The 25,460-nt window shown below is 64.1% G+C and carries 27 protein-coding genes; 12 read left to right on the top strand and 15 right to left on the bottom strand.

The window, feature by feature from the left end:
* Nucleotides 1-52: 52 nt before the first annotated feature.
* Nucleotides 53-1,612: an alkaline phosphatase gene (gene phoA / locus MLB1_RS13855; RefSeq protein ID WP_180750429.1), complete on the top strand. Its 1,560-nt coding sequence runs from the start codon at nucleotides 53-55 to the stop codon at nucleotides 1,610-1,612.
* Here the strand turns inward: phoA and MLB1_RS13850 are convergent.
* The 3 genes from MLB1_RS13850 to MLB1_RS13840 all read right to left on the bottom strand — a co-directional run bounded on the left by MLB1_RS13850 (nucleotide 1,609) and on the right by MLB1_RS13840 (nucleotide 4,691).
* Nucleotides 1,609-2,211 (bottom strand): TetR/AcrR family transcriptional regulator, encoded by a 603-nt coding sequence (locus MLB1_RS13850; protein ID WP_180750428.1) that lies wholly within the window; start codon nucleotides 2,209-2,211, stop codon nucleotides 1,609-1,611. The two genes, phoA and MLB1_RS13850, sit on opposite strands and share 4 nt — an antisense overlap.
* 8 nt (nucleotides 2,212-2,219) lie before the next feature.
* Nucleotides 2,220-3,677: an FAD-dependent monooxygenase gene (locus MLB1_RS13845; RefSeq protein WP_371750623.1), complete on the bottom strand. Its 1,458-nt coding sequence runs from the start codon at nucleotides 3,675-3,677 to the stop codon at nucleotides 2,220-2,222.
* A gap of 81 nt (nucleotides 3,678-3,758) precedes the next feature.
* Nucleotides 3,759-4,691, bottom strand: coding sequence for a TauD/TfdA family dioxygenase (locus MLB1_RS13840; RefSeq protein ID WP_180750427.1), 933 nt, complete (start codon nucleotides 4,689-4,691; stop codon nucleotides 3,759-3,761).
* 71 nt (nucleotides 4,692-4,762) lie between these two features.
* On the opposite strand from MLB1_RS13840, the gene MLB1_RS13835 reads away from it, so the two are divergent.
* Nucleotides 4,763-5,323 (top strand): TetR/AcrR family transcriptional regulator, encoded by a 561-nt coding sequence (locus MLB1_RS13835; protein WP_180750426.1) that lies wholly within the window; start codon nucleotides 4,763-4,765, stop codon nucleotides 5,321-5,323.
* A gap of 6 nt (nucleotides 5,324-5,329) precedes the next feature.
* Here the strand turns inward: MLB1_RS13835 and MLB1_RS13830 are convergent, their stop codons facing one another.
* On the bottom strand, nucleotides 5,330-6,400 hold the full coding sequence (locus tag MLB1_RS13830) for a DUF1254 domain-containing protein (protein WP_255485972.1): 1,071 nt from the start codon (nucleotides 6,398-6,400) through the stop codon (nucleotides 5,330-5,332).
* A gap of 49 nt (nucleotides 6,401-6,449) precedes the next feature.
* Nucleotides 6,450-6,884 (bottom strand): MarR family transcriptional regulator, encoded by a 435-nt coding sequence (locus tag MLB1_RS13825; protein WP_180750818.1) that lies wholly within the window; start codon nucleotides 6,882-6,884, stop codon nucleotides 6,450-6,452.
* Between the two features lie 85 nt (nucleotides 6,885-6,969).
* On the opposite strand from MLB1_RS13825, the gene MLB1_RS13820 reads away from it, so the two are divergent.
* A complete protein-coding gene (locus tag MLB1_RS13820) occupies nucleotides 6,970-7,659 on the top strand; it encodes a PadR family transcriptional regulator (RefSeq protein ID WP_180750425.1) in 690 nt (229 codons plus the stop codon).
* On the opposite strand, the gene MLB1_RS13815 is transcribed toward MLB1_RS13820, so the two are convergent.
* Nucleotides 7,660-9,366 carry a 3-ketosteroid-delta-1-dehydrogenase gene (locus tag MLB1_RS13815; RefSeq protein ID WP_180750424.1) on the bottom strand — a complete coding sequence of 569 codons (1,707 nt, stop codon included), beginning with the start codon at nucleotides 9,364-9,366 and terminating at the stop codon, nucleotides 7,660-7,662.
* A gap of 173 nt (nucleotides 9,367-9,539) precedes the next feature.
* Between MLB1_RS13815 and MLB1_RS13810 the strand changes: the two genes are divergently transcribed.
* Together MLB1_RS13810 and MLB1_RS13805 are read left to right on the top strand one after the other, a co-directional pair.
* Nucleotides 9,540-10,688, top strand: coding sequence for a Rieske 2Fe-2S domain-containing protein (locus tag MLB1_RS13810; RefSeq protein WP_180750423.1), 1,149 nt, complete (start codon nucleotides 9,540-9,542; stop codon nucleotides 10,686-10,688).
* A complete protein-coding gene (locus MLB1_RS13805; RefSeq protein WP_180750422.1) occupies nucleotides 10,685-10,942 on the top strand; it encodes a ferredoxin in 258 nt (85 codons plus the stop codon). Before MLB1_RS13810 ends, MLB1_RS13805 begins: the two co-directional genes overlap by 4 nt.
* On the opposite strand, the gene MLB1_RS13800 is transcribed toward MLB1_RS13805, so the two are convergent.
* The 4 genes from MLB1_RS13800 to MLB1_RS13785 form a co-directional block, all read right to left on the bottom strand.
* Nucleotides 10,939-11,865: an alpha/beta hydrolase gene (locus MLB1_RS13800; RefSeq protein WP_180750421.1), complete on the bottom strand. Its 927-nt coding sequence runs from the start codon at nucleotides 11,863-11,865 to the stop codon at nucleotides 10,939-10,941. The two genes, MLB1_RS13805 and MLB1_RS13800, sit on opposite strands and share 4 nt — an antisense overlap.
* Entirely contained in the window at nucleotides 11,862-12,755 is an 894-nt protein-coding gene (locus MLB1_RS13795; protein WP_371750635.1) for an IclR family transcriptional regulator, read from the bottom strand. The genes MLB1_RS13800 and MLB1_RS13795 overlap by 4 nt, the downstream gene beginning before the upstream one ends.
* A gap of 162 nt (nucleotides 12,756-12,917) precedes the next feature.
* Entirely contained in the window at nucleotides 12,918-13,823 is a 906-nt protein-coding gene (gene bphC / locus MLB1_RS13790) for a biphenyl-2,3-diol 1,2-dioxygenase (protein WP_180750420.1), read from the bottom strand.
* A complete protein-coding gene (locus tag MLB1_RS13785) occupies nucleotides 13,823-15,004 on the bottom strand; it encodes an acyl-CoA dehydrogenase family protein (RefSeq protein WP_180750419.1) in 1,182 nt (393 codons plus the stop codon). Before MLB1_RS13785 ends, bphC begins: the two co-directional genes overlap by 1 nt.
* Before the next feature lie 130 nt (nucleotides 15,005-15,134).
* Between MLB1_RS13785 and MLB1_RS13780 the strand changes: the two genes are divergently transcribed.
* The 4 genes from MLB1_RS13780 to MLB1_RS13765 are packed head-to-tail and all read left to right on the top strand — an operon-like array spanning nucleotide 15,135 to nucleotide 19,272.
* Entirely contained in the window at nucleotides 15,135-16,736 is a 1,602-nt protein-coding gene (locus MLB1_RS13780; RefSeq protein WP_180750418.1) for an NAD(P)/FAD-dependent oxidoreductase, read from the top strand.
* Nucleotides 16,733-17,527, top strand: a complete 795-nt coding sequence (locus tag MLB1_RS13775) for a mycofactocin-coupled SDR family oxidoreductase (RefSeq protein WP_180750417.1) — start codon at nucleotides 16,733-16,735, stop codon at nucleotides 17,525-17,527. The genes MLB1_RS13780 and MLB1_RS13775 overlap by 4 nt, the downstream gene beginning before the upstream one ends.
* 34 nt (nucleotides 17,528-17,561) lie before the next feature.
* Complete coding sequence (locus tag MLB1_RS13770; RefSeq protein ID WP_180750416.1) at nucleotides 17,562-18,392, top strand: mycofactocin-coupled SDR family oxidoreductase; 831 nt, start codon at nucleotides 17,562-17,564, stop codon at nucleotides 18,390-18,392.
* A gap of 43 nt (nucleotides 18,393-18,435) precedes the next feature.
* Nucleotides 18,436-19,272, top strand: coding sequence for a sulfurtransferase (locus MLB1_RS13765; RefSeq protein ID WP_180750415.1), 837 nt, complete (start codon nucleotides 18,436-18,438; stop codon nucleotides 19,270-19,272).
* 4 nt (nucleotides 19,273-19,276) lie between these two features.
* Here the strand turns inward: MLB1_RS13765 and MLB1_RS13760 are convergent, their stop codons facing one another.
* Entirely contained in the window at nucleotides 19,277-19,666 is a 390-nt protein-coding gene (locus MLB1_RS13760; RefSeq protein WP_180750414.1) for a DUF1304 domain-containing protein, read from the bottom strand.
* Between the two features lie 58 nt (nucleotides 19,667-19,724).
* Nucleotides 19,725-20,639 (bottom strand): subclass B3 metallo-beta-lactamase, encoded by a 915-nt coding sequence (gene bla / locus MLB1_RS13755; RefSeq protein ID WP_219603105.1) that lies wholly within the window; start codon nucleotides 20,637-20,639, stop codon nucleotides 19,725-19,727.
* A gap of 59 nt (nucleotides 20,640-20,698) precedes the next feature.
* Between bla and MLB1_RS13750 the strand changes: the two genes are divergently transcribed.
* The 3 genes from MLB1_RS13750 to MLB1_RS13740 all read left to right on the top strand — a co-directional run bounded on the left by MLB1_RS13750 (nucleotide 20,699) and on the right by MLB1_RS13740 (nucleotide 23,599).
* On the top strand, nucleotides 20,699-21,844 hold the full coding sequence (locus tag MLB1_RS13750) for an acyl-CoA dehydrogenase family protein (protein ID WP_180750413.1): 1,146 nt from the start codon (nucleotides 20,699-20,701) through the stop codon (nucleotides 21,842-21,844).
* Nucleotides 21,845-21,877: 33 nt separating this feature from the next.
* The gene (gene lipE, locus MLB1_RS13745; protein WP_180750412.1) at nucleotides 21,878-23,119 is read left to right on the top strand and encodes a lipase LipE; all 1,242 of its coding nucleotides are present in this window, start codon (nucleotides 21,878-21,880) and stop codon (nucleotides 23,117-23,119) included.
* An 84-nt stretch (nucleotides 23,120-23,203) separates the two neighbouring features.
* Nucleotides 23,204-23,599, top strand: a complete 396-nt coding sequence (locus MLB1_RS13740) for a hemophore-related protein (protein ID WP_180750411.1) — start codon at nucleotides 23,204-23,206, stop codon at nucleotides 23,597-23,599.
* A gap of 132 nt (nucleotides 23,600-23,731) precedes the next feature.
* Here the strand turns inward: MLB1_RS13740 and MLB1_RS13735 are convergent, their stop codons facing one another.
* The 3 genes from MLB1_RS13735 to MLB1_RS13725 form a co-directional block, all read right to left on the bottom strand.
* Complete coding sequence (locus MLB1_RS13735) at nucleotides 23,732-24,241, bottom strand: hypothetical protein (RefSeq protein ID WP_180750410.1); 510 nt, start codon at nucleotides 24,239-24,241, stop codon at nucleotides 23,732-23,734.
* 72 nt (nucleotides 24,242-24,313) lie between these two features.
* Nucleotides 24,314-24,775 (bottom strand): SRPBCC family protein, encoded by a 462-nt coding sequence (locus tag MLB1_RS13730; protein ID WP_180750409.1) that lies wholly within the window; start codon nucleotides 24,773-24,775, stop codon nucleotides 24,314-24,316.
* Between the two features lie 74 nt (nucleotides 24,776-24,849).
* Nucleotides 24,850-25,458 (bottom strand): TetR/AcrR family transcriptional regulator, encoded by a 609-nt coding sequence (locus MLB1_RS13725; protein WP_219603104.1) that lies wholly within the window; start codon nucleotides 25,456-25,458, stop codon nucleotides 24,850-24,852.
* Nucleotides 25,459-25,460: the final 2 nt, after the last annotated feature.

Here is a 25,460-nt window from a genome sequence, read left to right as displayed (position 1 = left end):
CGTGACCGTGTCGGTTCACCGGCCGTTCATCGGTTCCCTGGAAACTGTCCCGATGCGCATCTCGCACGCAGCCACGGTCCTCACGTCCGCACTCATCCTGGCGCTGGCTCCGTCCGCAACAGCCGCACCGCCCTCGGACTCTCCCGAGGTGCCCGCCGGCGATATCGCCAAAACCGGCGGTGCGAACCGCACCGCGGGCGGCCGTGACGGCGATAAGACAGCGGATCTGCGGGATTCCGTGGAGGGCCGGGACGCCAAGAACGTCATCCTGCTGATCGGTGATGGCATGGGTACCTCGGAGATCACCTCGGCGCGCAACTACCAGCATGGCGCCGCCGGAACGCTTCCCGGGCTCGATGCGCTGCCGATCACCGGCGAGTACACGACCTTCGCGCTCACCAAGGACGGGTCCGACAGGGGCAAGCCGGACTATGTGACCGACTCTGCCGCCTCCGGCACCGGCTGGGCCACCGGAACCAAGACCTACAACGGCGCCATCTCGGTCGACCTCGACGGCAAGCCGCTGGACACGATCCTCGAGATCGTGCAGAAGCAGGGCTTCGCGACCGGAAACGTCACCACTGCGGAGCTGCAGGACGCCACCCCGGCAGTGCTCACGGCGCATGTCACGGATCGGGACTGCAAGGGCCCCAAAGAAACCGTGGAGAAGTGCGCGGGGAACGCGATCGAGAACGGTGGCAAGGGCTCCATCTCCGAACAGCTGGTGGCCACCCGTGCCGATATCAGCCTCGGCGGCGGCGGCAAGTACTTCGATGAATCCATCACCGGCGGCGAGCACAAAGGCAAGACCTCGCTGGAGGTTGCGAAGGCCGCCGGGTATCAGCTGCCCACCACCGCAGCCGATCTGAACAAGGTGGACAGCCTCGACAATCCGGTGCTGGGAGTGTTCGGAAAGGGCAACCTGCCGGTGCAATGGGACAAGGTGCCCGCAGCGGTCCCCAACGGCGGCAAGCTGCCCGCGACCACCTGCCGGCCCAACCCCGAGCTACCGAAGGATCAACCGCAGCTGTCCGCGATGACGTCCAAAGCCATTGACTTGCTGGTGAACTCGAAGAGGGGTAAAGACAAGGGATTCTTCCTGCAGGTGGAGTCGGCGTCGATCGACAAGCAGGACCATGCGGCCAACATCTGTGGTCAGATCGGGGAGACCATCGCCCTCGACGAGGCCGTCGCCACCGCACTGGACTTCGCCCGCAAGGACGGCAACACCCTGGTAATCGTCACCGCCGATCACGGGCACTCCTCGCTGATCGTTCCCGAGGACTTCAATAACCCGACCGCACTGTCTGTTGCGGTGAAGACGGCCGACGGCGCCACCATGCGGATCATGTATCCCACCGCGCCGGAGGGAGAGTCGCAGACGCACACCGGAACCCAGGTGCGTATCGCCGCCTACGGCCCGGGTGCCGCGAACGTCTCCGGTCTCACCGATCAGACCGACAACTTCAACACGATCGTCGGTGCGCTACTCGGGCCCAAGAGCCCCGATGCCTCGGGCGGTCCGTCATGGTGGATCGCGGGCGGAATCGCGGTGGTATCGGCACTTCTCGGTGCGGCGGCCGCGTTCTTCCTGGGCAGGCGCCGGGCCTAACGGCGCCTCACCGTGGCCAGTTGTCCACGAATTGCCGTACGCACCAACTGATCCGGTGACGGGTCCGAACCGAGGCCGAGCGCATCTACCGAGTGCGTCAGCAGTGTGAGGATCAGGCCGTTGACGGTGGAGTACAGGCCCGCGACATCGCGCTCGGTCGGTCGCAGTCCGGCGGATTCCAACAGGGCGCGCAGTACCGGCAACACCGCACCCGCCGCTTCCGCAAGCGGCGGCCATATATCAGCTGAGCGCGTGCCCTCCACGAAGAGCTCCATCATCGCCAGGGTGCGCGCCCGATTGGCTGTCATTGCCTGGTCAATCAGCTGAACCAGCCGGTTGACAAGGTCATCCATCGACAACGAGCCGATATCTACCCCGGTCGCGCCTTCGAGCTGCTGCACCAACTGATTCGCGCACTGCTCCACCACACCTTGCAGAAGCGCTTCGCGCGTTCGGAAATACCGCGACGTGGTCCCCACGGGTTCACCGGCGGCGGCATCCACGGCGCGGTGCGTCAGCCCCTTCAGGCCTCGCTCCGCGAGCACTGTGATCGCGACGTCCGCCAGCGCCGATCGTCGTTCGGTATTAGCGGGTGGCACAGCCTCTCCTATTGCCTCGGTGCAGCCTGCGGGGCGCCGAGCCACTGGTTCAGCACAGAAGGCAGCTGCTGCAACATTGGGGCACCTTGGGCGTCGGATGCCCATCCAACGTAGCCGTCGGGTCGCACCAGAACGGCGGAAGGTCCCTTCGGGTCGGGACTTAGCGGGAACACATTCACACTGTCCGACCACGGGCCGGCCGCTTCGCCCAACGCGCCGCCGGTTCCGTCCAGCAGAACAAACTTCCCGTCCCGCATGACCTCATAAAGCCTTGGTGTCACACCAGAGTTGCGCACACGCGTGCCCACCAGCCGGTGGTCTCCGCGCTTGTGCGCATACGCGATTCCGATACCCGTGCCCCGCCCCAGGAAGCGATCGCGGATCGGCGGGATTGTCAGCAGCCCGCGCAGCAGCATCGGTTGAACCACCTGGCGTACGCGAGACCGGCTCAAGGCCAGCGTCGTCAATCCGTCGGTGAGCGCGAGGACCTGCGCTCCCACCGGATGCCGTTCGGCCTGATAGGTATCGAGGAAGCTATCGGACGCCTGCCCGCGAAGCACTGCGGTGAGCTTCCAGCCTAGGTTCATCGCATCCTGGATCCCGGTGTTCATGCCCTGCCCGCCGATGGGGGAGTGCACGTGGGCGGCGTCCCCGGCTAGAAACACCCGGGCCACGCGGTATTTCGCCGCCTGCCGTCGCTCGGAGAGGAACCTCGACATCCATCGTGGCTCACGGATGCCGTAGTCGCTGCCGCCAACCCGGCGCGCAAGCGATCGAATCTCGTCCAATTCCAAAGGCTTTTCGACGGGGACGTCCTCGTGTTTCAGATCCCATCCGATGACGCGGAAGTAGCCGTCTTCGAAAGGAAGAACGAGCATCAATCCTTCTCTGTTGAACCGCGCGAACATCGGGGAGTTCTCCGGTGGGTCCAGTCGGACATCGGCCAGCATGATGTGGGTCTCGTATTGGTCTCCCACGAAGTCCACCCCGATGAGGCTCCGTACCGCGCTATGCGCGCCATCACATCCGACGACGTACCTGGCGGATTCGGTGTTGCCGTCGACGAACCGCATGTGCACCAGCTCACCCTGTTCCAGCCCCACCAGCTCTGCCCCGCGCACGATCTCGACTCCCAACTCCCGGGCTCGCTGTTCGAGAACCGCCTCGGTTCCGCTTTGGGCGACCATGGCGATCATCGGGAACGGGGAGTCGAGCTTGCTGAGATCTACAGTCACCCCGGGTGCCGGGGCCAGTTGAGACATCACGTTTCCGCGCGCGAGCACCTGCTCGGCCAGGCCACGTGCATCCAACAGTTCCAGGGTTCTGGCGTGTACGGCGAACGCTCTGGTGATGTTCGGCGCGGTGCTCCGGCGCTCGAAGATCCGGCAGCTCACACCGCGCATCGCGAGTTCGCAGGCCAGCATCAGCCCGGTCGGGCCTGCCCCAACGATCCCTACCTCGATCACCGCGACCTCCTCAAGCCATCATTATGCTACAAATGTAGCGCTACGTTAGTAGCGATGGCAAGAGGGGCCACGGTTCGAGAGCTACGCCACCAGCCGCCTCGGGTCGTCGATCACCGAGTAGTCGCTGGCATCCCCGGCGATCACTCGGCTGCTTTCCCCGCTGACGCTGACGGGCACATCACCAGCGAGGGTGACCCGGTGCATCCGGCGCCGCTGATCGCCGTAGTCGGAGATGGCGTAGTGCTGGGTGGCCCGGTTGTCCCACATCGCAACGTCGCCGAGCTCCCAGTTCCACCGAATGGTGCTCTCCAACCAGGTGATCCGATCCTGGAACATACGGAACAGTGCCTGGGACTCGCCGGCATTCACGTCCAGAATGCGCTTGACGAAGTTACCCAGTAGCAGCGCCTTTTCGCCGGTCTCCGGGTGCACGCGGACTACCGGATGGTGCGCCTCGAAGTGCGTGGCCCCGAACTCGCTCGCATACTTCGACCCGACGCCCGGTTTGGCCAACAACGCCGCCAACTTACCGGGATCGATTTGGGCGTAATCGAATTGGTTGTTGTGCATCGCCCATAGGTTGTCCGCCAGATCCCGCAACGGCTTGGGCAGCTGTCGGTAGGCCGCGACCGTCGAGGTCCAGGTGGTGGTTCCACCGTACGGCGGAAGCTCGACCGCCCGCAGGATGGACGCCTTGGGGATTCGGTCCACGAAGGTGACGTCGGTGTGCCACTGGTTGGCGCGGCCGCCCTCCTCGGAATCGAGCCGCATGACGCGTTCCCCGTCGAATTTCAGTGTGGGGTGCGCCGAGGTCGGGACGCCCATGCTCTGCGCAAAGGCGAATTGCGACACGTCGTCGAGGTGGTGCTGGCCACGGAAGAAGACCACCTTGTGCTCCAGCATTGCCTCGTTGATGGCGCCTGCGAGCTCGGCGTCCACCTCTCCGAGGCGCACTCCCTCGATTCGGGCGCCGATGTTCTCGCCCAGCTTCACTACACGGAAATCGCTGCTCATGACCTATCCCATCTGTTCGGCATCCCGTGTAGTCAACTGACTACACCTCGGTCATCCGCTACTGTACACACATGACTACACCGGAGGCAACGGACGCACGGCCCGTCGGTAAGGAGGAGGTCGTCGAAGCCGTCCTGAACGCGGCTTCCGAACTTTTCGCCGAAAAGGGCCCTGCGGCAACGTCCATCCGCGAGGTGGCCACCCGTGCGGGCGTAAATCATGGCCTTGTCCACCGACACTTCGGAAGCAAGCGTCAACTGCTGGCAGACACCCTGCAGCACCTAGCCGACTCCGCCGTAGCCGTGCGCGAGTCCGGGGCCCCCCTCGAGGAACTGGAGGCAGCGCATGATCTTCAGTTGCGCGTGATGATCCGCTCTACTCTCGACGGCTTTCCCATCGAGGAACTCCAGGAACGTAAGCCCGGGATGGAGTGGCTGCTCGACCAGATACGCCCCGGGCACACCGACGATCGCGATGCACGGTTGGCTGCCGCGCACGCGATAGCGCTACAGCTCGGCTGGCGGTTGATGGGCCCGAGCCTGCGGGCGGGTCTTGGCCTCGACGATATGTCCGATGCCGATATCCGCGCTGAGGTTGCCCAGCAGATCGAAAAGCTCGTTACACCACAATAGGTTTGACTATGCGACGGGCTGCGCTTCAGGGAACGCCCATCGGCCGTCGAGAACCTGCGGCTGTGCACGGTACAGGCGCACCAGGTAGTTCCAGCCCGGCGTGATGGGCAGGCAGTTCACCGTGGAGTCCGCGCATCCGCCGAATTGCATGGTAGTGCTGCCGCCGGAATCACGCTGCGCGGTGATGTTGTTGAGGGAGTAGGCATTCCGCGGGTTTACGGTGAAGTATCCGTCCTTGTTGTACACGGTGACAGACCAGAACCCATCGACAGGTACCTGCCCGACAGTGAGTCTGTAAACAGTGGTGCCGTCGTTCCTGGCGGGGTTCACGTTGAGATAGAGGGCATCCTTCTCGGGGTTACCGCCCCATGCCGAAGCGCTACCGATGAGATGGCGGACGGGGTCGGTGGAGTCCTTGGTGCCGAACATCGTCTTGGTATCGGGGAGTGTCGCGGCCAGCTGGAGCAGCCCGGCGCGCACCTTCTGTTGACTTGCACTGTCCCACTTGGGAGTTTCGAAGCTCCCCACACTGTCTTGCCGCACCGTCACACCGTCCTGCAGAGCATGGACTTGTGTGAGGTCTGAGGGATCTCCCGGATTGACCAGGGTCCGCACCGCGGCGGCGAGGTATCGGGTACCGGCCTCCTCCTTGGTGACCGTGTGCTCGCCCTTGCCGTAGAAGACACCCGGTACGTAATGATCTTCGGTGATGAGCTGCAGCGACATGAACCGTTGTCCCGGGTCTGGCATCGAGATGGTCACCGGCCCCGCGTCGAGGTCGAACACGGCCGAGGAATAGAGCGTGTCACGGTTCTGCCGGATTACCAGCTGGTTGTCCAGCGGCGACAGTTCGCGAACGTGATGGAAGACGCCGAGACCGCCATCCTTCACGATGTTCCCGAAGTACCGGTCCGATTCGGCTCGGACGAAGTTATCCGGGGTGACGATGATCGCGCCCTCGGCGGTCCGGCGTTCCGGCGACAACGTGACCGAGGTGGCTTCGGGGGTACCGACGGGGGGCGGCGTCGAACACGCACTAAGCACCGCTATCAGGGCCATCGCGGCGCCCACCGCCATCTTCGTCACGACCCTGAACCTACTCCCGGGCTTCGCCGAGTCACCACGATCAGCAGGTGGAACCGTCGTCACCGGCTATCGCTTGCAGGGTTTCGAAGAGGCCTTGGCGCTGCCCCTCCGAGATGTCCGACAACAGCCGCTCTTCGGCATCCCGCGCCAGCACTTCTGCCCGCGTGAGTAGTGCGGCTCCGGACCGGCTCAGCTGTGCCGGGCGCGCACGGCCGGAGGCCACGGTATCCGGCCTGGCCACCAATCCCGAATCCTGCAGCGCCTGCAAGACCGTGTTCATCGACTGCGGGGTTACATCCAGAGCGCGAGCCAGATCCGCATTGGACCAGCCGGGATTTTTGGACAACACCCGCATGCAGATGTACTGAGGGAATGGCAGATTCAGCGGCGCCAACGCCGCCGTCATCTCCGACCGAAGGGCCGCCGACACCCGATATATCAACGCGCCGAGCGGCTGCCATTCTTGCTGGTCCATATCAGTCATGTTGACACAGACGCCGGCCTCCCGCTGAGCGGCCCGGAGGAGCCTCGGTGGTTTGTCACGTTGCTACCCTTGCCCAATGGCAGGGACCGGTTCACCCGATGAGCCGAATCTAGCTGCCACCAGCTGGACGATCCTCGGCATGCTCTCCTATGAGGAAGAAGTGTCCGGCTATGACATCAAGAAGTGGGCGGACTGGAGTATCAGCTACTTCTACTGGAGCCCCTCCTTCAGCCAGATCTATTCGGAGCTGCGGAAACTAGAGAAGATCGGATACGCCACCTCGCGGGTCGATCACGACAACGGCGCCCGCAGCCGTCGGCTGTACAAGATCACGCCCGCTGGTACGGCGGCGATGACCCAGTGGGCCAACGAGACTCCCGCTGAGCCGCAGGTCCTCAAACACAGTGTGGTGCTGCGCGTCATGCAGGGTCACCTCACTGATCCCGCCCGGCTCAAGGAAATACTGGAACGACACGTTGAATACTCCGAAAGTATGCAACGGCGTGCGGCACTGGATTCCGATGGTGCTGCGGCCCAGCCCGCCTGGGCGTATTCACGCGTGGCGCTCAAGTGGGCAGAGCGCTACTACGCGGCCGAACGCGATCTCGCGCTGATGATGATCGACGATCTTGCCGAGGCCGCCGAGGAATTCGACAAAGCCGACCCGGACGGCGGAACGCCTCGCCTCGTCCCAGGTTATTGGCGCGAGGTCGAAAAGCAGGTAGACGCCGAAAAGCTTTCTACGCAAACGGATCCGTCGGACTAATCATCGCGCCGCCGCATCATGCGCGGCGATGTAGCCGTATACCAGGCCCTGAGCGATCGTCGCCCCCGCGCCCGGATAGGTGGCGCCGAAGGCATTGGCGGCCGTGTTGCCGATCGCGTACAGCCCCTCCATGACGCTACCGTTCTCACGTAGTACGCGGGCGCGTTCGTCGGCGCGCAAGCCGCCGCAGGTGCCCAGGTCGCTGAGCACCATGCGCACCGCATAGAACGGACCCTTCCGCAGTGGCCGCAGATTCGGATTCGGGGCCACCGTCGGGTCACCGTAGTAGCGGTCGTACACACTGCGGCCGCGGTGGAAGTCCATATCATCACCGGCGTCCGCGGATTCGTTGTATCGCCGCACCGTGACCAGGAACTCGCCCTGCGGTATCCCTATTGTCGACGCTAGGTCGGCCAAACTATCTGCGCGATAGGCGATACCGGCGTCAAACCATTCACTGGGTATGGGCATACGCGGATACAGTTGCCCCGCGAAGACATAACTGTTGCGGTATCGCTGATCGAAGATGATCCACATCGAGTCCACCGGGTCGCCGGCGCGCTCCCGTTCCAACACCCGCTGCCCGAATGACATGTAATCGACGGCCTCGTTGATGAAACGCTTTCCGGTCTGATCGACGATGAACGATCCCGGTAGCGACCGCTCCGCAAGCATCACCTTCGGATCCCCACCGGGCAGTGGCGCGACAGCCGGGAACCACCACGCCTGATTCATGGAATCAATTGCCGCACCCAAATCTTGGCCGATCCGCTGGGCATCGCCGGTGTTCGTGTCGACGCCCAGGCTCATGTTCTTTCCCAGCGCTGCCGACTGGAACTTGTGGCGCATCTCCATGTTGTGGTCAAAGCCACCGGCCGCCAGTACCACGCCGCGCTTCGCCGTCACCGTGATCTCGCGACCCTCGTGGGTAACCACCGCACCGGTGATGCGCTGCCCCTCGGTGGTGAGGCGCACGAGCGATGTGTCGGTCCAGACCGGAATGTCGGCGCGCAGCACCCCGGCGAACAACCCCGCGGCCAGCGCCTGCCCACCCGCCAGATAGCGCCGACCGAGTAACGCCCCACCCACTCCCTGTGCGACTCGTTTCGCGATGATTGGCAAGGCTTTACGTGGCAATCGAGTCATCAGATTCATCCACCGATAGTCGGCACTGGTAACCGGCATCGGCACCGACGGCGGCTCCATGACGCCCGATTGCAGCCGACCGCGGTAGGCCCCCAGTACGGAGGCGTCGAAGGGACGGCACTCGCAGGTACGCCCGGCCGGGCTGCCACCGGGCTCCTCGGGGTGATAGTCCGCGTAGTCGCGACACCAGCTGAAGCGCATCGGCGTCAACCGCGTCAGCATGTCGACAGTCGCCGATTCGTGCTCAAGGAACCCGTCGCTGCGCGCATCCGGCGCACTCCCGGCGACCACCGCTCGCAGGTAGGTACGCGCACGCTCCAGGGTGTCACCCGTTCCGGCGGCCTCCAACACCGGACTGGCCGGGAGCCAGAGGGCTCCGCCGGAGCGGGCCGTAGACCCACCCACGAAATGAGATTTCTCGACGATCAGCACCGACAGACCGAGCTCGCTGCCCGTCAACGCGGCGGCCATGCCTGTCCCGGCACCAACCACCAGCAGATCGACCGCGGTGTCATCCGCGACGGTTCCAGCAGGGATCAGCCCCTGGGGTGCTGTCGCCATCTGTGCGTACCTCCGTCGAATTCGGGTGAACGGGAGCGAGGCTAAGCCGCCGGGCCCTGGGCACGGCACAGGTTTCCCTCCCAGCGGGAGACCAAATGTGCAGGCGCAGGCCGATGTCCGGTGAGCGGAACAACCCCCTGCTGCGGGTATGAATTCGCTGTACAAACAGCCCTATGACGACAGCCCAGTCAGATAGCGATACCGTCAAAATCCGGTGCATCGAGGCAGACACCGCACCAACCCGGTTCGCCCGCGGCTGGCACTGCCTTGGTCTTATCAAGGACTTCGGGGATGGAAAGCCGCACTCCATCAACGCCTTCGGTCAGAAGCTCGTGGTCTTCCGTGGCGCGGGGGGCAAGATCAGCGCGCTGGATGCCTACTGCCGGCACATGGGCGGCGACCTCAGCCAGGGCGAAGTCAAGGGTGACGAGATCGCCTGTCCGTTCCATGATTGGCGTTGGGGTGGCGACGGACGCTGCAAAAAAGTGCCCTACAGCCGACGTACTCCGAAGCTTGCCCGCACCGCCACCTGGACCACCCTCGAACAGGACGGCATGCTGTTTATTTGGAATGACCCACAGGGCAATCCGCCTCCGGAGAATGTCACGATTCCGCGCATCGCGGGTGCCGACAGCGACGAGTGGACCGACTGGCATTGGTACACAACGGTTGTCAATACCAACTGCCGCGAGATCGTGGACAACGTGGTGGACATGGCGCACTTCTTCTACGTGCACGGTGCGCTGCCTACGTACTTCAAGAACATCTTCGAAGGCTCCGTCGCCACGCAGTACATGAACGGCGGCACCCGCCCGGACATACCCAGCCCCGAGGGCGTGGAAATGATCGGGCAAACCTCTGTCGCGTCCTACTACGGGCCGTCCTTCATGATCGATGATCTCACTTACCACTTCGTGGGGTATGACTCGAACTCCATCCTTATCAACTGCCACTACCCCATCGATGCGAATTCCTTTGTGCTGCAGTACGGAATCATCGTCAAGAAGTCCGATGGGCTATCGGATGATGCCGCCATGGGCGCTGCGGTCGCACTGGGCGACTGGGTAAAGATCGGGTTCGAGCAGGATGTGCAGATCTGGAAGAACAAGGCGCGCATCGACAATCCGCTGCTCTGCGAGGAGGACGGTCCGGTGTATCAGCTGCGGCGCTGGTACCAGCAGTTCTATGTGGATACCGAGGATGTCGCGGCCGAGATGGTCGACCGGTTCGAGTATGAGGTGGACACCACTCGCCCCGGAGAAGCCTGGAAGTCGCAGATCGAGGAGAACCTCGCCGCGATGGCCGGGAGCGCATCATCGTGATCCGCGCCGACAACCGCCTGGCGGACTCACCGATGGTTTCTGTCGGCTGCCAGCTGTGTGGCGCAGAGGTTTTGGCACGCAAGAGCAGCTGGCAACAGACCAGCGTGCAGTGGAACGCCGAGGCGGAGTCCCGGTGTCTGCAGCGACGGAACTGCACGGGGCTGTTCCTGGTCTGTACCGAATTGCGTGGCTCGATTCTGGACGCCGCACGTAGCGGACGCCTCCCCGTCCTCGCCGAGGAGTACGGCATCTAGGGCTTCGTCAGCAGCTCATCAACATCGCGGCACAGCCGCTCGATCGCGGTGCCCGCCAGGTTCAGGCTCGACATAGTCATGAATCCGTGAATGGCGTTGTCATACCTCCGATATCGCACCGGAACTCCAGCCTCCTTGAGTGCACGGGCATAGGCCTCGCCCTCGCTGCACGGCGGGTCATACCGAGCCGTCACCACCACCGCCGGAGGCAGGCCCGACAGATCCGCGCGCAGCGGCGCCGCATACGGGTGGGTGCGCAGAGCGCAATCGGGGAGGTACTGGTCCCAATACCACTGCATCGCGGCGCGGGTGTTGTAGTAGCCCTTCGCGTACTCCCGGTAGGAAGGGGTGTCGAAGTCCGCGTCCAACACCGGATAGATGAGGACCTGACCTGCTAGCGCCGGTCCTCCCATATCGCGCGCCATCAGTGCGGTGACCGCAGCAAGGTTCCCTCCGGCACTGTCACCGCAGACGATCACACGCTTGGGGTCGCCTCCCAGCGCGCGGGCATTGCGCACCACCCAACACGTCGCGAGGAACATGTCCTGCGCGGCCGTCGGCCATCGATGTTCCGGGGCGCGCCGGTAGTCGACCGACACGACCACCGCGGGCATCTGTCCGGCCAGCCGTCGGCACAGCCCATCATGAGAGTCCATATCGCAGAACACGAATCCACCGCCATGAGCGAAGACGACGGTGGGCAGCGGGCCCGACACATCGGGGCGGTACACCCGGATCGGTATCTCACCGCCGGGCCCGGAGGCTGTCTCGTCGGTCACCGTGCGCATCGGCAAGAGCGCGGCGGGGGGAGCGTATCGGGCACGAATGGCAGCGCGAGCCTTCACTCCCGTCATCGTCTCGACACGCGGGAACCCCTCGTTCAGCGCCGGAAGCAGAGCCGCGATTTGTGGATCGAGCGTCACGCGTACTGCAACGTGCGCGCAGAGATCTCGCGGCGAGCGGGGGCGGGGCGCAGCGGCCGGATCGGCTGCAGGGTCGGGGCCACCCGGGTCGGACCGTTCTCGACATTGCGCCAGATGCCCATTGCCGTCATACGCAACGGCGCCACCAGTCGTTGATCGAAAGTCATCCGGGTTATCGGCCCACAGACCGACACCGCGGCAACGGCATCGCCGACGCTTCCAATCGGGGCCGCTACGCAGCCGATGCCCTGCTGCAGCTCCTCGCGATCGAAGGCGACGCCGTGTCCACGAACCTTGTCGAGCTCCGGCCGCAGTTGAGCTGCCGAGCCGATGGAATAGCGCGTCTTGCGGGCCAGCGCGGTGAACCCGTCGAGCGTCTCACCCTGATACGCCAGGATCGCCTTGCCGGAGGCCGTACAGTGCGCCGGCTGCCGACCACCGATGCGGGTGGCGACGGCGGCGCCCATCCCCGCACCGATTTTCTCCAGGTAGACGACGTCCGTGCCGTCGAGGATCGACAAGTGGACCACTAGCCCGGTGGCGCGATGCAGCTCGTGCAGCATCGGCAGCGCCGCCGCGTGCAGCCGGTCCTGGTGCACCGCGAGGGAGCCGAGCTCCACCAGCCGCGTGCCCAGCTCATAGTCACGGCCGTCGCGTCGCAGCCAGCGCAGCTGCACCAGCCGCTCCAGCATGCGGTGCACGGAGGAGCGAGGGAGGCCGGTACGGCGGACGAGCTGCGCCAGCGTGAGCCGGCCTGGGCCGTCAAAGGCATCAAGCAGCAGAGATACCCGGTCGATGACCGCGCTCGGGGTGGCCGACTCGGCGGTGATGGTGGTCATGGATGAGCCGCTCGCGCGAAGATCGTCGGTCATGGTGCCCTCCCACGGCATTGGGGTCTCGGTCACATATGACTATTAGTCATATGACTGTTTGTACCATGGGTGTGTCCGGCGACACAACCCCGCGTGATCCCCAAACGCGAACAGACGCTTAGTGCACGCGCATCCTGCGATTTGCGTGCACTAAGCGTCTGTTCGCGAGAGAGAAGGGGGCTACATGGCCGCCAGCGGCTCACTGCCCGACCAGTCGTGGCCCCAATAGCTGTCCGCGGTGATTTCCGCGGCGGTGTACGACGTTTCTTCGACCCGCATGCCTTCGGTGCCGAACTCCATATCCCAACCGCCGGGCGCCCGGACGTAGAAAGACACCATCTTGTCGTTGGTGTGCCGTCCCAAGGTGGAAGAGAGCGAGTACTCGTCCTTGAGCACTCGATCCAGGGCCTGACCTACCGCGTCGAGGCTGTCCACCTCGACCATCACATGCACCAGTCCCGGCGCACCCCCGTGGGGCGCCGGGCACAGCGCCAAGCTGTGATGACGCTCGTTGATCCCCAGGAATCGCACGCGCATCGGGCCGAATTCCGGTGGCGCGGGTATCCGGAACGCTCCCCGAGGCCGGAATCCCAGCACCTCGGTATAGAAGGCGAAGGCACCGTTTGGATCGGTGACCGGAAGCACCACGTGACCGAGGCCCTGAACGCCGGTTACAAACCGGGCGCCGAACGGCGTCACCACGGGGCTATGGTCCAGCACCGGGCCGTGGAACACCTCGAGCGTGGTGCCGACGGGATCGGTGAAAGTCACCACCTCCTCGACCCGCCGGGCATCGGCCTCCTCGACGGACAGCTGTTTGACGGCGGTACCCGACGCCTCGACCGCCCGCACGACGTCGCGCAACGCCTCCCCGTCACGCACCTCCCAGCCGACCGTCATAACCTGGTCCGAGTCACCCGGTACCACCACGATGCGCGCAGCGCGTTCATCCATCCGCAGATACAGCGCGTCGGGATCGGGGCCGCTGCCCTCGGCGAAGCCGAGAATCTCCAAGGCGAAATGCCGCCAACGGTCCATGTCCTGGGTCTGCACCGTGATGTACCCCAGGCTTTTCAGCTCGGCCATCAGATCATCGCCCTCAGTGGACCCTGCGGCTCGACGCCCAGCGAGCTGAGTGCCGAGGCGTGGAACACCGTGCTGGGCACGTGAATTGCGTGGGCGAGACCGGTGTGGGCGTCACGCCAGTACCGCTGCAGCGGTTTGTCCAACCGCATCGCGTTACCACCGGAGCGAGAGAAGATCTGGTCGACGGCCATCACGGCGCGCCACGCCGCACGAACCTGGGTACGACGGCCCGCGGCACGGTCCTCGAAGGACACCTCCTTGCCGGAATCGACCATGTCCCAAATCTTGTCGACGTTCGCGAGGATCTCCTGACGAGCGGCGTTGATATCCGCGGCGGCCTCACCGATCGCGAAGAGCACGTACGGATCGTCCTTGACGGCCGTGCCCTGAGCCCCGACACGCTCCCGCTGATAATCCAGATGCGCGGCCAAAGCGCCCTCGGCGATACCGATGACCGCCGAGCTGATGCCCAACGGGAACATCGTGGACCATGGCATCCGGTACAGCGTGTCGGTCATCCCGGCTTTGCGCTGCGCGGTGCCGTCGATCACCTCGTCACCGTCCATAACGCGATACGAAGGCACGAACGCGTCCTTGACGACGATGTCCTTGGAGCCCGTACCCCGTAGTCCCACCACATTCCAGGAGTCTTCGACGATCTCGTAGTCCTTGCGCGGCAGGATCATGTGCAGCATCTTCGGCGGCATCAGCGGCTTCCCGTCGGCGTCGCCTCGTAGGGCACCGAGGATGATCCAGTCACAATGATCGGTGCCGGAGCTGAACTGCCACCTCCCGTTGAAGACGTATCCACCGTCGACGGGCTTGGCGATACCCGTCGGTGCGTAGGGGGAGGCCATCCAGACGTCCTGGTCCTCGCTCCACATCTCCTCCGCGACCTTGGGGTCGGCAAATGCGACCTGCCAGGGATGCACCCCCACCACACCGCAGATCCAGCCGGAGGCCGGATCCAATGACGCTGTGGTCATGACGGTTTCGGCGAACTCCCGAGGATGCACCTCGTAGCCGCCGTACTTCTTGGTCTGCAGCAGCCGGATAGAGCCCGCGGACTTGAGCATCTTGGCGGTCTCGTCCGGCAACCGGCCCAGCTTCTCCGCCTCCCACGCCTGTTCACGCAGCTGGTCGGCGATATCGTTGATGCGATCGATTACGCGTTCGGTCATGCGCTCGATAGTGCGCCCGTGGAGGCACCCCCATAGGACGTTTTCCCGATCAGCGGTCCGTTGAATCCGATTGACCGGTCACTGGGAATGCACCCGCGGTCCGAGGCCGCCCCAACCTAATCTCACCGTCGTGAAGAACTTCGACGTGGTGGTGGTTGGCGCCGGTTTCGCGGGGTTGTACGCCCTACAGCGGCTGCGGTCCCAGGGCCTATCGGTGATCGTGTTCGAAGCAGGCTCCGATGTGGGCGGCACCTGGTTCTTCAACCGCTACCCGGGCGCGCGTTGCGATGTGGAGAGCATCGACTACTCGTATTCGTTTTCCGATGAACTGCAACAGGATTGGGACTGGACCGAGAAGTACGCCACCCAAGAAGAGATCCTGCGATACATCAACCACGTCGCCGACCGGTTCGATCTGCGCCGCGACATCCGCTGCAATACCCGGGTCATCTCGGCGACCCTGGACGAACAGAGCACGCGTTGGGCTGTTCGCACCGACCGGGGCGAAGAGGTGACCGCGCGGTTCTGCGTGATGTCCACCGGCGCGCTCTCCACCGCGAACACACCCGACATCCCGGGCCGCGATACGTTCGCCGGCGAGCTGTACCACACCGGGCACTGGCCGGCCGCCGACGTCGACTTCACCGATAAGCGGGTTGGGATCATCGGAACGGGGTCATCGGGTATCCAGCTGGTACCGGTCGTCGCCGAGACGGCAAAGGAGCTCCTAGTCTTCCAGCGCACCGCCAATTACAGTGTCCCCGCCGGAAATACCGATATCGCCCCCGAGCAACGCGCCGAACTGAAGGCCACCTATGACCAGCGGCGACGGCAGTCCCGGGAGAGCGGCGGCGGCTCCCCGCATCAGGTCTATCCCAAGAAGACCTTGGAAATCTCCGCACCAGAACGACGTGCAGCTTTCGAGAAGCGCTGGGATCTCGGTGGAGTCCTGTTCGGAAAGACCTTCCCTGATCAGACGATCGATTTAAACGCCAACGACGAGGCTAGGGCCTTCTTCGAAGAGAAGGTGCGCGCCGTCATCGACGATCCCGCCGTCGCCGATGTCCTCATCCCCAAGGACCACCCAATCGGCACCAAACGAATCTGCACTGATACCAATTACTTTCAGACGTTTAATCGGGGCAACGTGAATGTGATAAATCTTCGAGAGGCGCCGATCGAGTCGATCGATGTCCACGGAATCGCCACCACCGAAAACCACTACGGCCTCGACATGATCATCTTCGCCACCGGGTTCGATGCCATGACCGGAGCCCTCAATCGGATCGACGTCCGGGGCCGAGACGGGCACCCGCTCAAGGACACCTGGCATGCGGGTCCTCGCACCTACCTGGGTCTTGGGGTCGACGGCTTTCCCAATCTGTTCATCGTCACCGGACCGGGCAGTCCATCTGTGCTCGCCAACATGGTGCTCGGCGCCGAGCACCATGTTGACTGGATTGGCGATCTACTGAAACACATGGTGGAGCATGACTTCTCGACCGTGGAGGCCGAGCCGCAGGCTGTCACGGACTGGGTGGCCGAGTGCAATGAGCGCGCGGCAGCCACCATGTTCCCCAAGGCCAACTCGTGGTATCTCGGTGCGAACATTCCCGGCAAGCCACGGGTTTTCATGCCCTTCATCGGCGGCTTCGGCGTGTACGGAACCATCTGCGCCGATGTCGCCGCCAGCGGCTACAAGGGCTTCATCCTGAGCGGGAGCACCGCGTGACACGATTGGCCGGAAGGGTCGCGGTTGTCACCGGTGCCGGTAAAGGCATGGGCCGCACGCATTGTGAACGTCTGGCCGAGGAAGGTGCCGACGTCATCGCGATCGACCTGCCCGGCTCCACCGAGCTCGCCGACACAGTCAAAGAGATTGAATACCGCGGTCGCCGCTGCGTCCCTGCTTTCGCCGATGTGCGCGATCCGGAGTCGCTCACACAGGCCGTCGACGTCGGCGTGGAGGTGCTCGGGCGACTGGACATCGTCGTTGCCAACGCCGGAATATACGAAAGCCTCGGGCCGTCCTGGGAACTGACCGAAGATGCCTGGCGACGCTCGCTCGACGTGAACCTGACGGGTGTCCTGCACACCATCCAGGCGGGAATTCCGCACCTGACGTCCGGTGGTTCGGTCGTCATCATCAGTTCCACCAACGGCCTCAAGGGCACTCCCAACACCGCCCACTACACCGCCGGCAAGCACGCCGTCGTCGGCCTGGCTCGCACAGCGGCCAACGAGCTTGGGCCGCTAAATATTCGGGTGAACACGGTGCATCCGGGTGCGGTTAATACCGGGATGATTCTCAACCCCGCAGTCATCGCCCGGCTGCGTCCGGATCTGGCGCATCCCACCGAGGAGGACGCTGCCGAGGCCCTGGCCGCCCGCACCTTGTTGCCTGTGCCGTGGGTGGAGACGGTGGATATCAGCAATGCGGTGGTCTTCCTGGCCTCCGACGAAGCGCGGTACATCACCGGCACCCAGCTGGTGGTCGACGCCGGATTGACGCAGAAGGTGTGATGAGCCGCTTGCGCGAAGAACATGGAGGTCCGATGTGACGGGACGACTGACAAGCAAGGTTGCCCTCGTGACGGGTGCCGCCCGGGGGATCGGGCGTGCACAGGCGGTGCGGTTTGCGCAGGAGGGGGCCGACATCATCGCTCTCGACATCTGTGCGCCCGTGCACACCACCGTCACCCCGCCCGCGACACGTGAAGATCTCGACGAGACAGCAGATCTCGTGGAGGCCGAGGGACGCCGAGTCATTCCAGGTGTGGTCGACGTGCGCGATCTGCGCAGCCTCGAGACCTTTGTCACCGATGCGGTCACCGCGTTCGGCGGACTGGACATCGTCTGTGCGACCGCCGGCATCACCTCGCGTGCCACCTTGTCTGAGATGACCGAAAGTACCTGGCAGACAATGCTCGATGTCAATCTGACGGGGGTGTGGCACACCGCCCGAGCCGCCATCCCGCATCTGATTGCCCGCGGCGGCGGCTCGATGGTGCTTGTCAGTTCCATCGCCGGACTACGTGGTCTCATCGGGGTATCGCACTATGTCGCGGCCAAGCACGGGGTCGTCGGGCTGATGCGCTCGCTGGCCGCAGAGCTGGCTCCACACAAGATCCGGGTCAACACCGTCCATCCGACCAACGTGGATACCCCGATGATTCAGAACGACCACGTACGACGGATGTTCCGGCCGGATCTCGAAGAGCCCACCCGGGAGGAGTTCGCTCAGGCCGCGAAGACCATGAACATGCTCGACGTGCCGTGGGTGGAACCCCTGGACGTCGCCAACGCATCGCTGTTCCTCACCTCAGAGGAGGCCCGGTACATCACCTCGGTGGCGCTGCCGGTGGACGCGGGCAGCACGCAGCGCTAACTTCTCATCGAAAATCGACTTTCCACGGATCTATGGTGGAGAGATGGACGTGCTCATCTCGGCCGCCGAACTCGCTGACCGGTTCTCTGACGTCCGGCTGCTCGACGTGCGTTGGACCGTCATGCAACCCGATGGCCGCCCGGCCTATCTGGAAGGCCACCTTCCCGGTGCGGTATTCGTGGATCTCGACGCCGACCTGGCGGACCACTCAGCCGCGGGTCGCGGACGCCATCCGCTGCCCACGCCGGATGCCTTCCAAACCAGCGCCCGCCGCTGGGGTCTCAACGGCGGCGACTCCGTGGTCGTCTATGACGACTGGAACGGGCAAGCGGCCTCACGTGCCTGGTGGCTGTTGCGTGCCGCCGGGGTGTCCGATGTCCGGATTCTCGATGGGGGTTGGGCGGCCTGGCAGCGCTTCGGGGGACGAATAGCGACAGGAGCCGTCGTCGCCGAGCCCGGCGACGTGACCATCACCTCCCTCGACGGGCTGGCCTCTGTCGATATCAACGAGGTTGCCGTCCAATCGAAGTGGGGCGACATCCGCATTCTGGACGCCCGCGCTTCGGCCCGCTACCGCGGAGACGAAGAGCCTCTGGACCCGCGCGCCGGACATATCCCCGGTGCCGTCTCCGCCCCGACGGCCGAAAATATCAATGCGGACGGGACCTTCCGCATACCGGCTGAGCTCCGCGAACGGTTCAATGCACTCGGCGCCGGCGAAGGCCCCGTGACGGTGTACTGCGGTTCAGGGGTCACCGCGACCCACCAGATCGCCGCGCTGGCCGTCGCGGGATATGCGGCCACCCTGTACCCAGGATCCTGGTCGGAGTGGTCGAGCGACCCGGAGCGTCCGGTCGCCACCGGACCCGATCCGATCTAACGGACTACAGAGCCAATCCCACTGCCAGACAAACTATTCCGAGAAGCGGCGGCACCAGCTGTTTCAAGGCGGCCGAGGCCTTGTCCGGGGACGAGATCAACAGCACCAAACCGGCCGCGACCATGGATCCCGCGCCCGTGAACACCAGCGTGGCGCCGACCGCCGTGCAACCCCGCGCCCAGAACACCGTCCCGACCGCGATGGCGATCGCCAGGAACAGGTTGTAGAAGCCCTGGTTGAAGGCGAGCGGTTTGGTGACCTCGGCTTCCTCAAGGGTGCGGACACCGAAGATCTTCCGAGTCTTCTCACCGGTCCAGGCGATCGACTCCAGATAGAAGATGTATACGTGGATAAGCGCGGCAATTCCCGTCAGCACCAGTCCTGCGATGATCATGCTGCGGAAGCCTAGCCCTCATACCTTCTCGACGGGCTCGCCTTGGCGCACCGACGTATCAGCGACCGGCTTGCTCCTCGGTGATCCGCTGGTCCAGCTTTGCGTCGAACTTATCGGCAAGCGCCCCGCACGCCTTCGGGTCGATCATCGGGTTCGGATCACGCTCCACGGCAAGCCTGTTCAGCTTCTCGATATCGCCCGCCTGCTCCGGATGGACAGAGAACAGGATGTCGCAAGGTAGGTCGCGCACGGTCTGGATGCTCCGCCGGAACTGCGCCTCCAGCGGAGTGATGCGGAAATCCCCTGTCGCCACGGCATTGAGGCTGTCTGCATACACCATGTTGAGGCACCGATCACCCTCACACGATTTCCAGGTCCAACTGACACCACCCGGTGTATGACCCGGAGTGAAATGCGCCGTCACGGCAGTATTTCCGAGTTGCACCACCTCTCCGTCGGCGACTTCCCGCACCCGCTCGACCGCGGGGAAGGCGGCGTTCGCGCCATCGGAAGCCTGCGGATCATCCGCAGCCACATGCCCGTCGCGCAGCGATTTGGCACCGGAGGGGCTCGATACCGCGGTGGCGCCGCTGTCGTGGACCACCGCCGCGACACCGCCCACGTGGTCGTAGTGGGTGTGGGAGGTTAGGACGTACTTCACGTCCTCGACGGCGAACCCCAGCGCGCGGATGTTCTCCTCGACCACCGGCGCCGACTGTGGCATGCCCACGTCCAGCAGGACCAGACCGTCATCCGTCCGAATCAACACCGAACTGATGCCCTCGGTCCCGACGTAATACGTGTCCCCATGTACCCGAATCGGCGCACGCGGTTGCGTCCACTCCGGCTGACCGGCCATGGAGGTGATCGTCGGGGGAGTGCGTTCGAGCTGGTCACGCCCCTCGGAGGGCGCACCGCAGCCCGCGGTCAGGGCGACGAGACCGGCAATGACGGGCAGCTTCATGGTCTCCATGCCTATCACCCCACCCAACACCTCAGCACCCGAATTTAGACGCGTGCTTCGATAACACCATGCAACGCACCATCTACACCGAGGACCACGAGGCGTTCCGGGAGTCGGTCAAGGCATTCGTACAGCGTCACGTCGAGCCGCGCGCCGAGAGTTTCATCGAGCAGCGCTATATCGATCGGGAGCTCTGGGAAGAGGCCGGTAAGCAGGGCTACCTGGGGCTCGACGTGCCCGAGGAGTACGGCGGCAGCAGTGCCGGAGACTACCGTTACAACGCGGTCCTGCAGGAGGAGCTGGCCCGCTCCAGCGCCGCCCTAGCCTCCTCGATGTCGATTCATTTCGACATCGTGGCGCCCTACTTGGTCGAGTTGACCACCGACGAGCAGAAGCAACGCTGGCTGCCCAAGTTCTGTAGCGGCGAGATGATCACCGCCATCGGGATGACGGAGCCGTCCGGTGGCTCCGATCTTGCCGCCCTCAAGACGACCGCCGTCAAGGATGGTGACGACTGGGTCATCAACGGCTCCAAGACGTTCATCACCAACGGCTCACGCGCCGATCTCGTCATCGTCGCCGCGCGCACGGCGCCCGAGCTGAAGGCCAAGGGCATCACCCTGTTCGCGGTAGAGGAGGGCATGCCCGGGTTCGAACGCGGCCGCAAGCTGGACAAGGTCGGCCAGCCCGAGGCCGACACCGCCGAGCTGTTCTTCACCGATGTCCGGGTACCCGCCGAAAACGTCATCGGCGAGGTCAACCAGGGATTCGTCGCCATGATGCAGCGGCTGCCCCAGGAGCGGATGGGCTGCGCGGTGTCCAATATCGCCCATGCGGCCGGAGTGCTCGAGGAGACCATCGCATACGCCAAAGAGCGCAAGGCCTTCGGCCAGCAGATCGGCAGCCTGCAGTACAACAAGTTCCTCATCGCCGAGCTCGTCACCAAACTCGAAGCGGCACAGGTGTATGTCGATCAGGGCGTGCTGGCGCACAGCAAGGGCGAGCTCACCGCGATCGACGCCGCCAAGGCCAAATGGTGGTCCTCCCAGGTGCAGAACGAGGTCATCGACGCGTGCGTGCAGCTGCACGGCGGCTACGGCTACATGAAGGAATACCGCGTCGCACGGGCCTGGATGGACGCGCGGGTAACCAAGATCTGGGCGGGCTCCAACGAGATCATGAAGGAGCTCATCGGCCGCGACCTGGGCTTCTGAGTCCGGTCACCGGGTCGGGGTAGGAAGGACACCATGACCGAAGACGGACGTATACGAGTTCCGGCCGACCTGGACTCGGTGACGAACACGGCCGACGAGGATCACTCCGGGATCGACCCGGCCGCCGTCGAACGGATTTGGCAGGCCACCCGGTACTGGTACCAGGCGGGTATGCACCCGGCGATCCAGGTGTGTCTGCGGCACAAGGGGAAGGTGATCCTCAACCGCGCGATCGGGCACGGCTGGGGCAATGGGCCCGACGATCCGGCCGACGCCGAGAAGATCCCCGTCACCACCGACACACCGTTCTGCGTGTACTCGGCAGCCAAGGCCATGTCGACGACGGTGGTCCACCTGCTGGTCGAACGGGGCGCGCTATCGCTCGACGATCGTGTCTGCGAATACCTGCCCACCTTCACCAGCCGCGGCAAGGATCGCATCACTGTCCGACACGTGATGACGCACAGCGCGGGCATCCCCATCCCCACCGGGCCGCGGCCGGACATCAGCCGGATGAACGACAGCGAGTACACCCGCGAGCAGCTCGGTCAGCTGCGGCCGTTGTATCGGCCCGGGCTGGTGCACATGTACCACGCACTGACTTGGGGACCATTGATACGCGAGATCGTGCTCGGTGCGACCGGCAAGAGCATCCGCGACATCCTCGCCACAGAAATCCTTGATCCCCTTGGATTTCGGTGGACCAACTACGGTGTGGCGCCGGAGGACGTGCCGCTGGTCGCACCGAGTCACCCGACTGGCAAGCCGCTGCCCGCACCCATGCGTGCGGCCTTCCGGGCGGTCGTCGGCGGGACCATGCACGAGATCATCCCGATGTCGAACCAGCCGTTCTTCCTCACCGGCGTAATACCGTCGTCCAACACCGTCTCCACCGCGAACGAGCTGTCCCGATTCGCCGAGATATTGCGCCGCGGAGGGGAACTCGATGGTGTGCGGATCATGTCACCCGAGACGATCCGCGCCGCGGCGGCACCGGCCCGACGTCTGCGCCCCGATATGGCGACCGGCGGCATGCCGATGCGCTGGGGGACCGGATACATGTTGGGCTCCAAGCGATTCGGTCCGTTCGGACGCAATTCACCCGCCGCGTTCGGCCACACCGGACTGGTGGACATCGCGGTATGGGCGGACCCTGCGCGTGCGCTGTCCGTTGGCGTCGTCAGCAGCGGTAAGCCGGGTAACCACAAGGAGGCCAAGCGGTATCCCGCACTCCTGGACCTGATCGCCGCAGAGGTCCCGCTCGCGACTATTTGACCGCTAGCGCATACTGCGTACAGTGTAAACTAGGCCGGGAACAAGGTCGGGGATCAGTGCACGACTGACCCAAAGAGAGATGCCATGAAGTTCCACCGTGCACGTCTACGCCAGATCGCGCTCACCAGCGCAGTCAGCCTTATCGCAGGACTCACCGCGACAATCGTGGTGGCACCGGCCGCATTCGCGGCACCGGACTGCAGCCGCGAAAGACTGTCCGACACCGTCGACTCCACCACCATCGCGGCCCGCGGGTACCTAGACGCCCACCCGGATGCACGCACGGTGTTTGATGCCGCTCCCAACCAGTCCCGGCCCGAGGCGGCCGCCAACATCCGCACGTACTTCACCGCTCATCCCACGGAGTACCACGAGTTACGCGGAATTCTGGCCCCGATCGGCAACGCCCAGCGCGAATGCAATGTCACCGTGCTACCGGCAGGCCTGGCCACTGCCTATGACGAGTTCATGGCCGGCTGATCCCGCTGGCGCTAGAGCTCAAGCCTCTCGCCCAGAATTCTGTTGTGATCAACCCGAATCGACGGCCGTCGGCGATCGGAAGCCACCGGCCACTCGCTCGGATTTATGTCCGGTATTGCGGCGTGGCCGGCCCTAGGCCACTTCCAGATGTTCACGGCGACAATCCCTACCGGCTGCCGTCGAAGCTTTCTTACGCACTGGCAACCAAACAAGGGCTACAACGACCACACTCAGAGTAGCCACCGGGACATCGCCGATCAGGTGCATGCGATGCGCAGGCGAGATGAAACCCATCGCGAACATCGAAACCATGTGCAGACTCTGCGATACAAGGAAAACGTCGATCACATACCGATACTTGACAGGGTCGTTTCCCGATAACGCCAGGTAAATGCCCATGCCAATGTTAACCGCGCAGAGCATCACCTGGTACTCAAGACCGCTGCTGCCCCACGAAACGAGGTGCCCCATCGTGCTGCCGTGCTCGTCGCCAAGTGGGGTCATCGCAAGCAGCGGCATCGCCGCGAACGAGTACGCAATGAAGGCAACACCAACGATGCGAAGTCCCCAACGAAGAAGAGGCGATTCCAAGTCTCCGAACCACCGATAGCCCTGAACCGAATTCCCAGTACGATTAGTCATAGCCTTTAAGACACCACCGACCGCTCGGATGTGACATGGGTGGGGAGTCAGGTGGGACAAAACCTCCAGGAATCACGCTCGTTGCCTGGGCCGCCGAGTGAGGTCGTCGGTGGCGAGATCCAGTGCGCGGTTGAAGACATACGTAAAAAGTGGCCGCGCAATCGCACGGGTAAGAAATGCCCCGAGTAGCGGAACCCGCAATTCGAAGCTTGAGGTCCATACAACGTGCGTGCCGCCGTCGACCTCGGCGAAACTGACCCGGCCGTTCTCGTGGCGCGCGGGGGGAAACACGCGGTAGACGTGGTAATCGAACACTTCCGGTGGCGTGTAGGCGGTGATGCGTTCCCAAAACACTCCGAATACCCCGACCAACATCCGGACAGCGCCGAGTCCGTAGCGTGCCGTCTCGCCAGGCTCGGCAACGTGCTCATGAAAGATGCCGCGTATTCGAGTGTAGTTGTGCGCGTTGCTGATCCAATCAAATACCGCCTGGCGCGGGGCGGCGATAGTGCGTTGCACGGTAACCGTTTCCATGTCTGTGCCCTTTCCTCGTGCGTCATATGCAGGATTGCGTGCCGGTTGCGGCGGTCAGGTCCTGCACTGCGTGGTTATGTCACCGCGGTAGGCAGTCCGTCCAACACGGCCAGAACCAGTAGGTGGCTGGCATCGATGAGTTGCGTGCAGGGGCGGCGGCGGTCTTCGAGTAGCCACTGGGCGGCGATCGTGGTGATGGCGCCGATGATGCCCTGGGCGATGAGATGCAGCTGTTCGGTGGGGAGCTCGCCGGCGGCGAAGACGTCCGGGGCCAGTGCCTGGACTGTGTAGGCGAATCGTTCGGTTTGAGCCACATACGCGGCGGAAACGGCTGGACTGACTCCGAGGATTTCGAGCAGCGTGATGCGGGCGCGCCGCTGGTCGGCTTCGATGGCACCGAAGTAGCCGGACAGTGCCGCACGCAGTTGGTCATCGACGGTGGTGCCCGCCTCCGTGACGGCACGGACCATGGCCTCAAGGATCTCATCCGTGCACCGTTGATAGCTGGCTAGTAGCAATTCCTCACTGCTGGAAAAGGATTCGTAAAAGTAGCGTTTCGAAAGACCGGCGCGTGCGCAGAGGTCGTCGACGGTGGCCGCCCGGTAACCGACAGTCCCAAACAGATCGACCGCCGCATCGATGAGCTGCGTGCGCCGCTGTTCGATCCGCTGTTGCGGTGTCACGC

The organism is Mycobacteroides sp. LB1, from assembly GCF_013449725.1.
GTDB lineage: Bacteria > Actinomycetota > Actinomycetes > Mycobacteriales > Mycobacteriaceae > Mycobacterium.
This window is presented reverse-complemented; position numbering and strand designations above follow the sequence as displayed.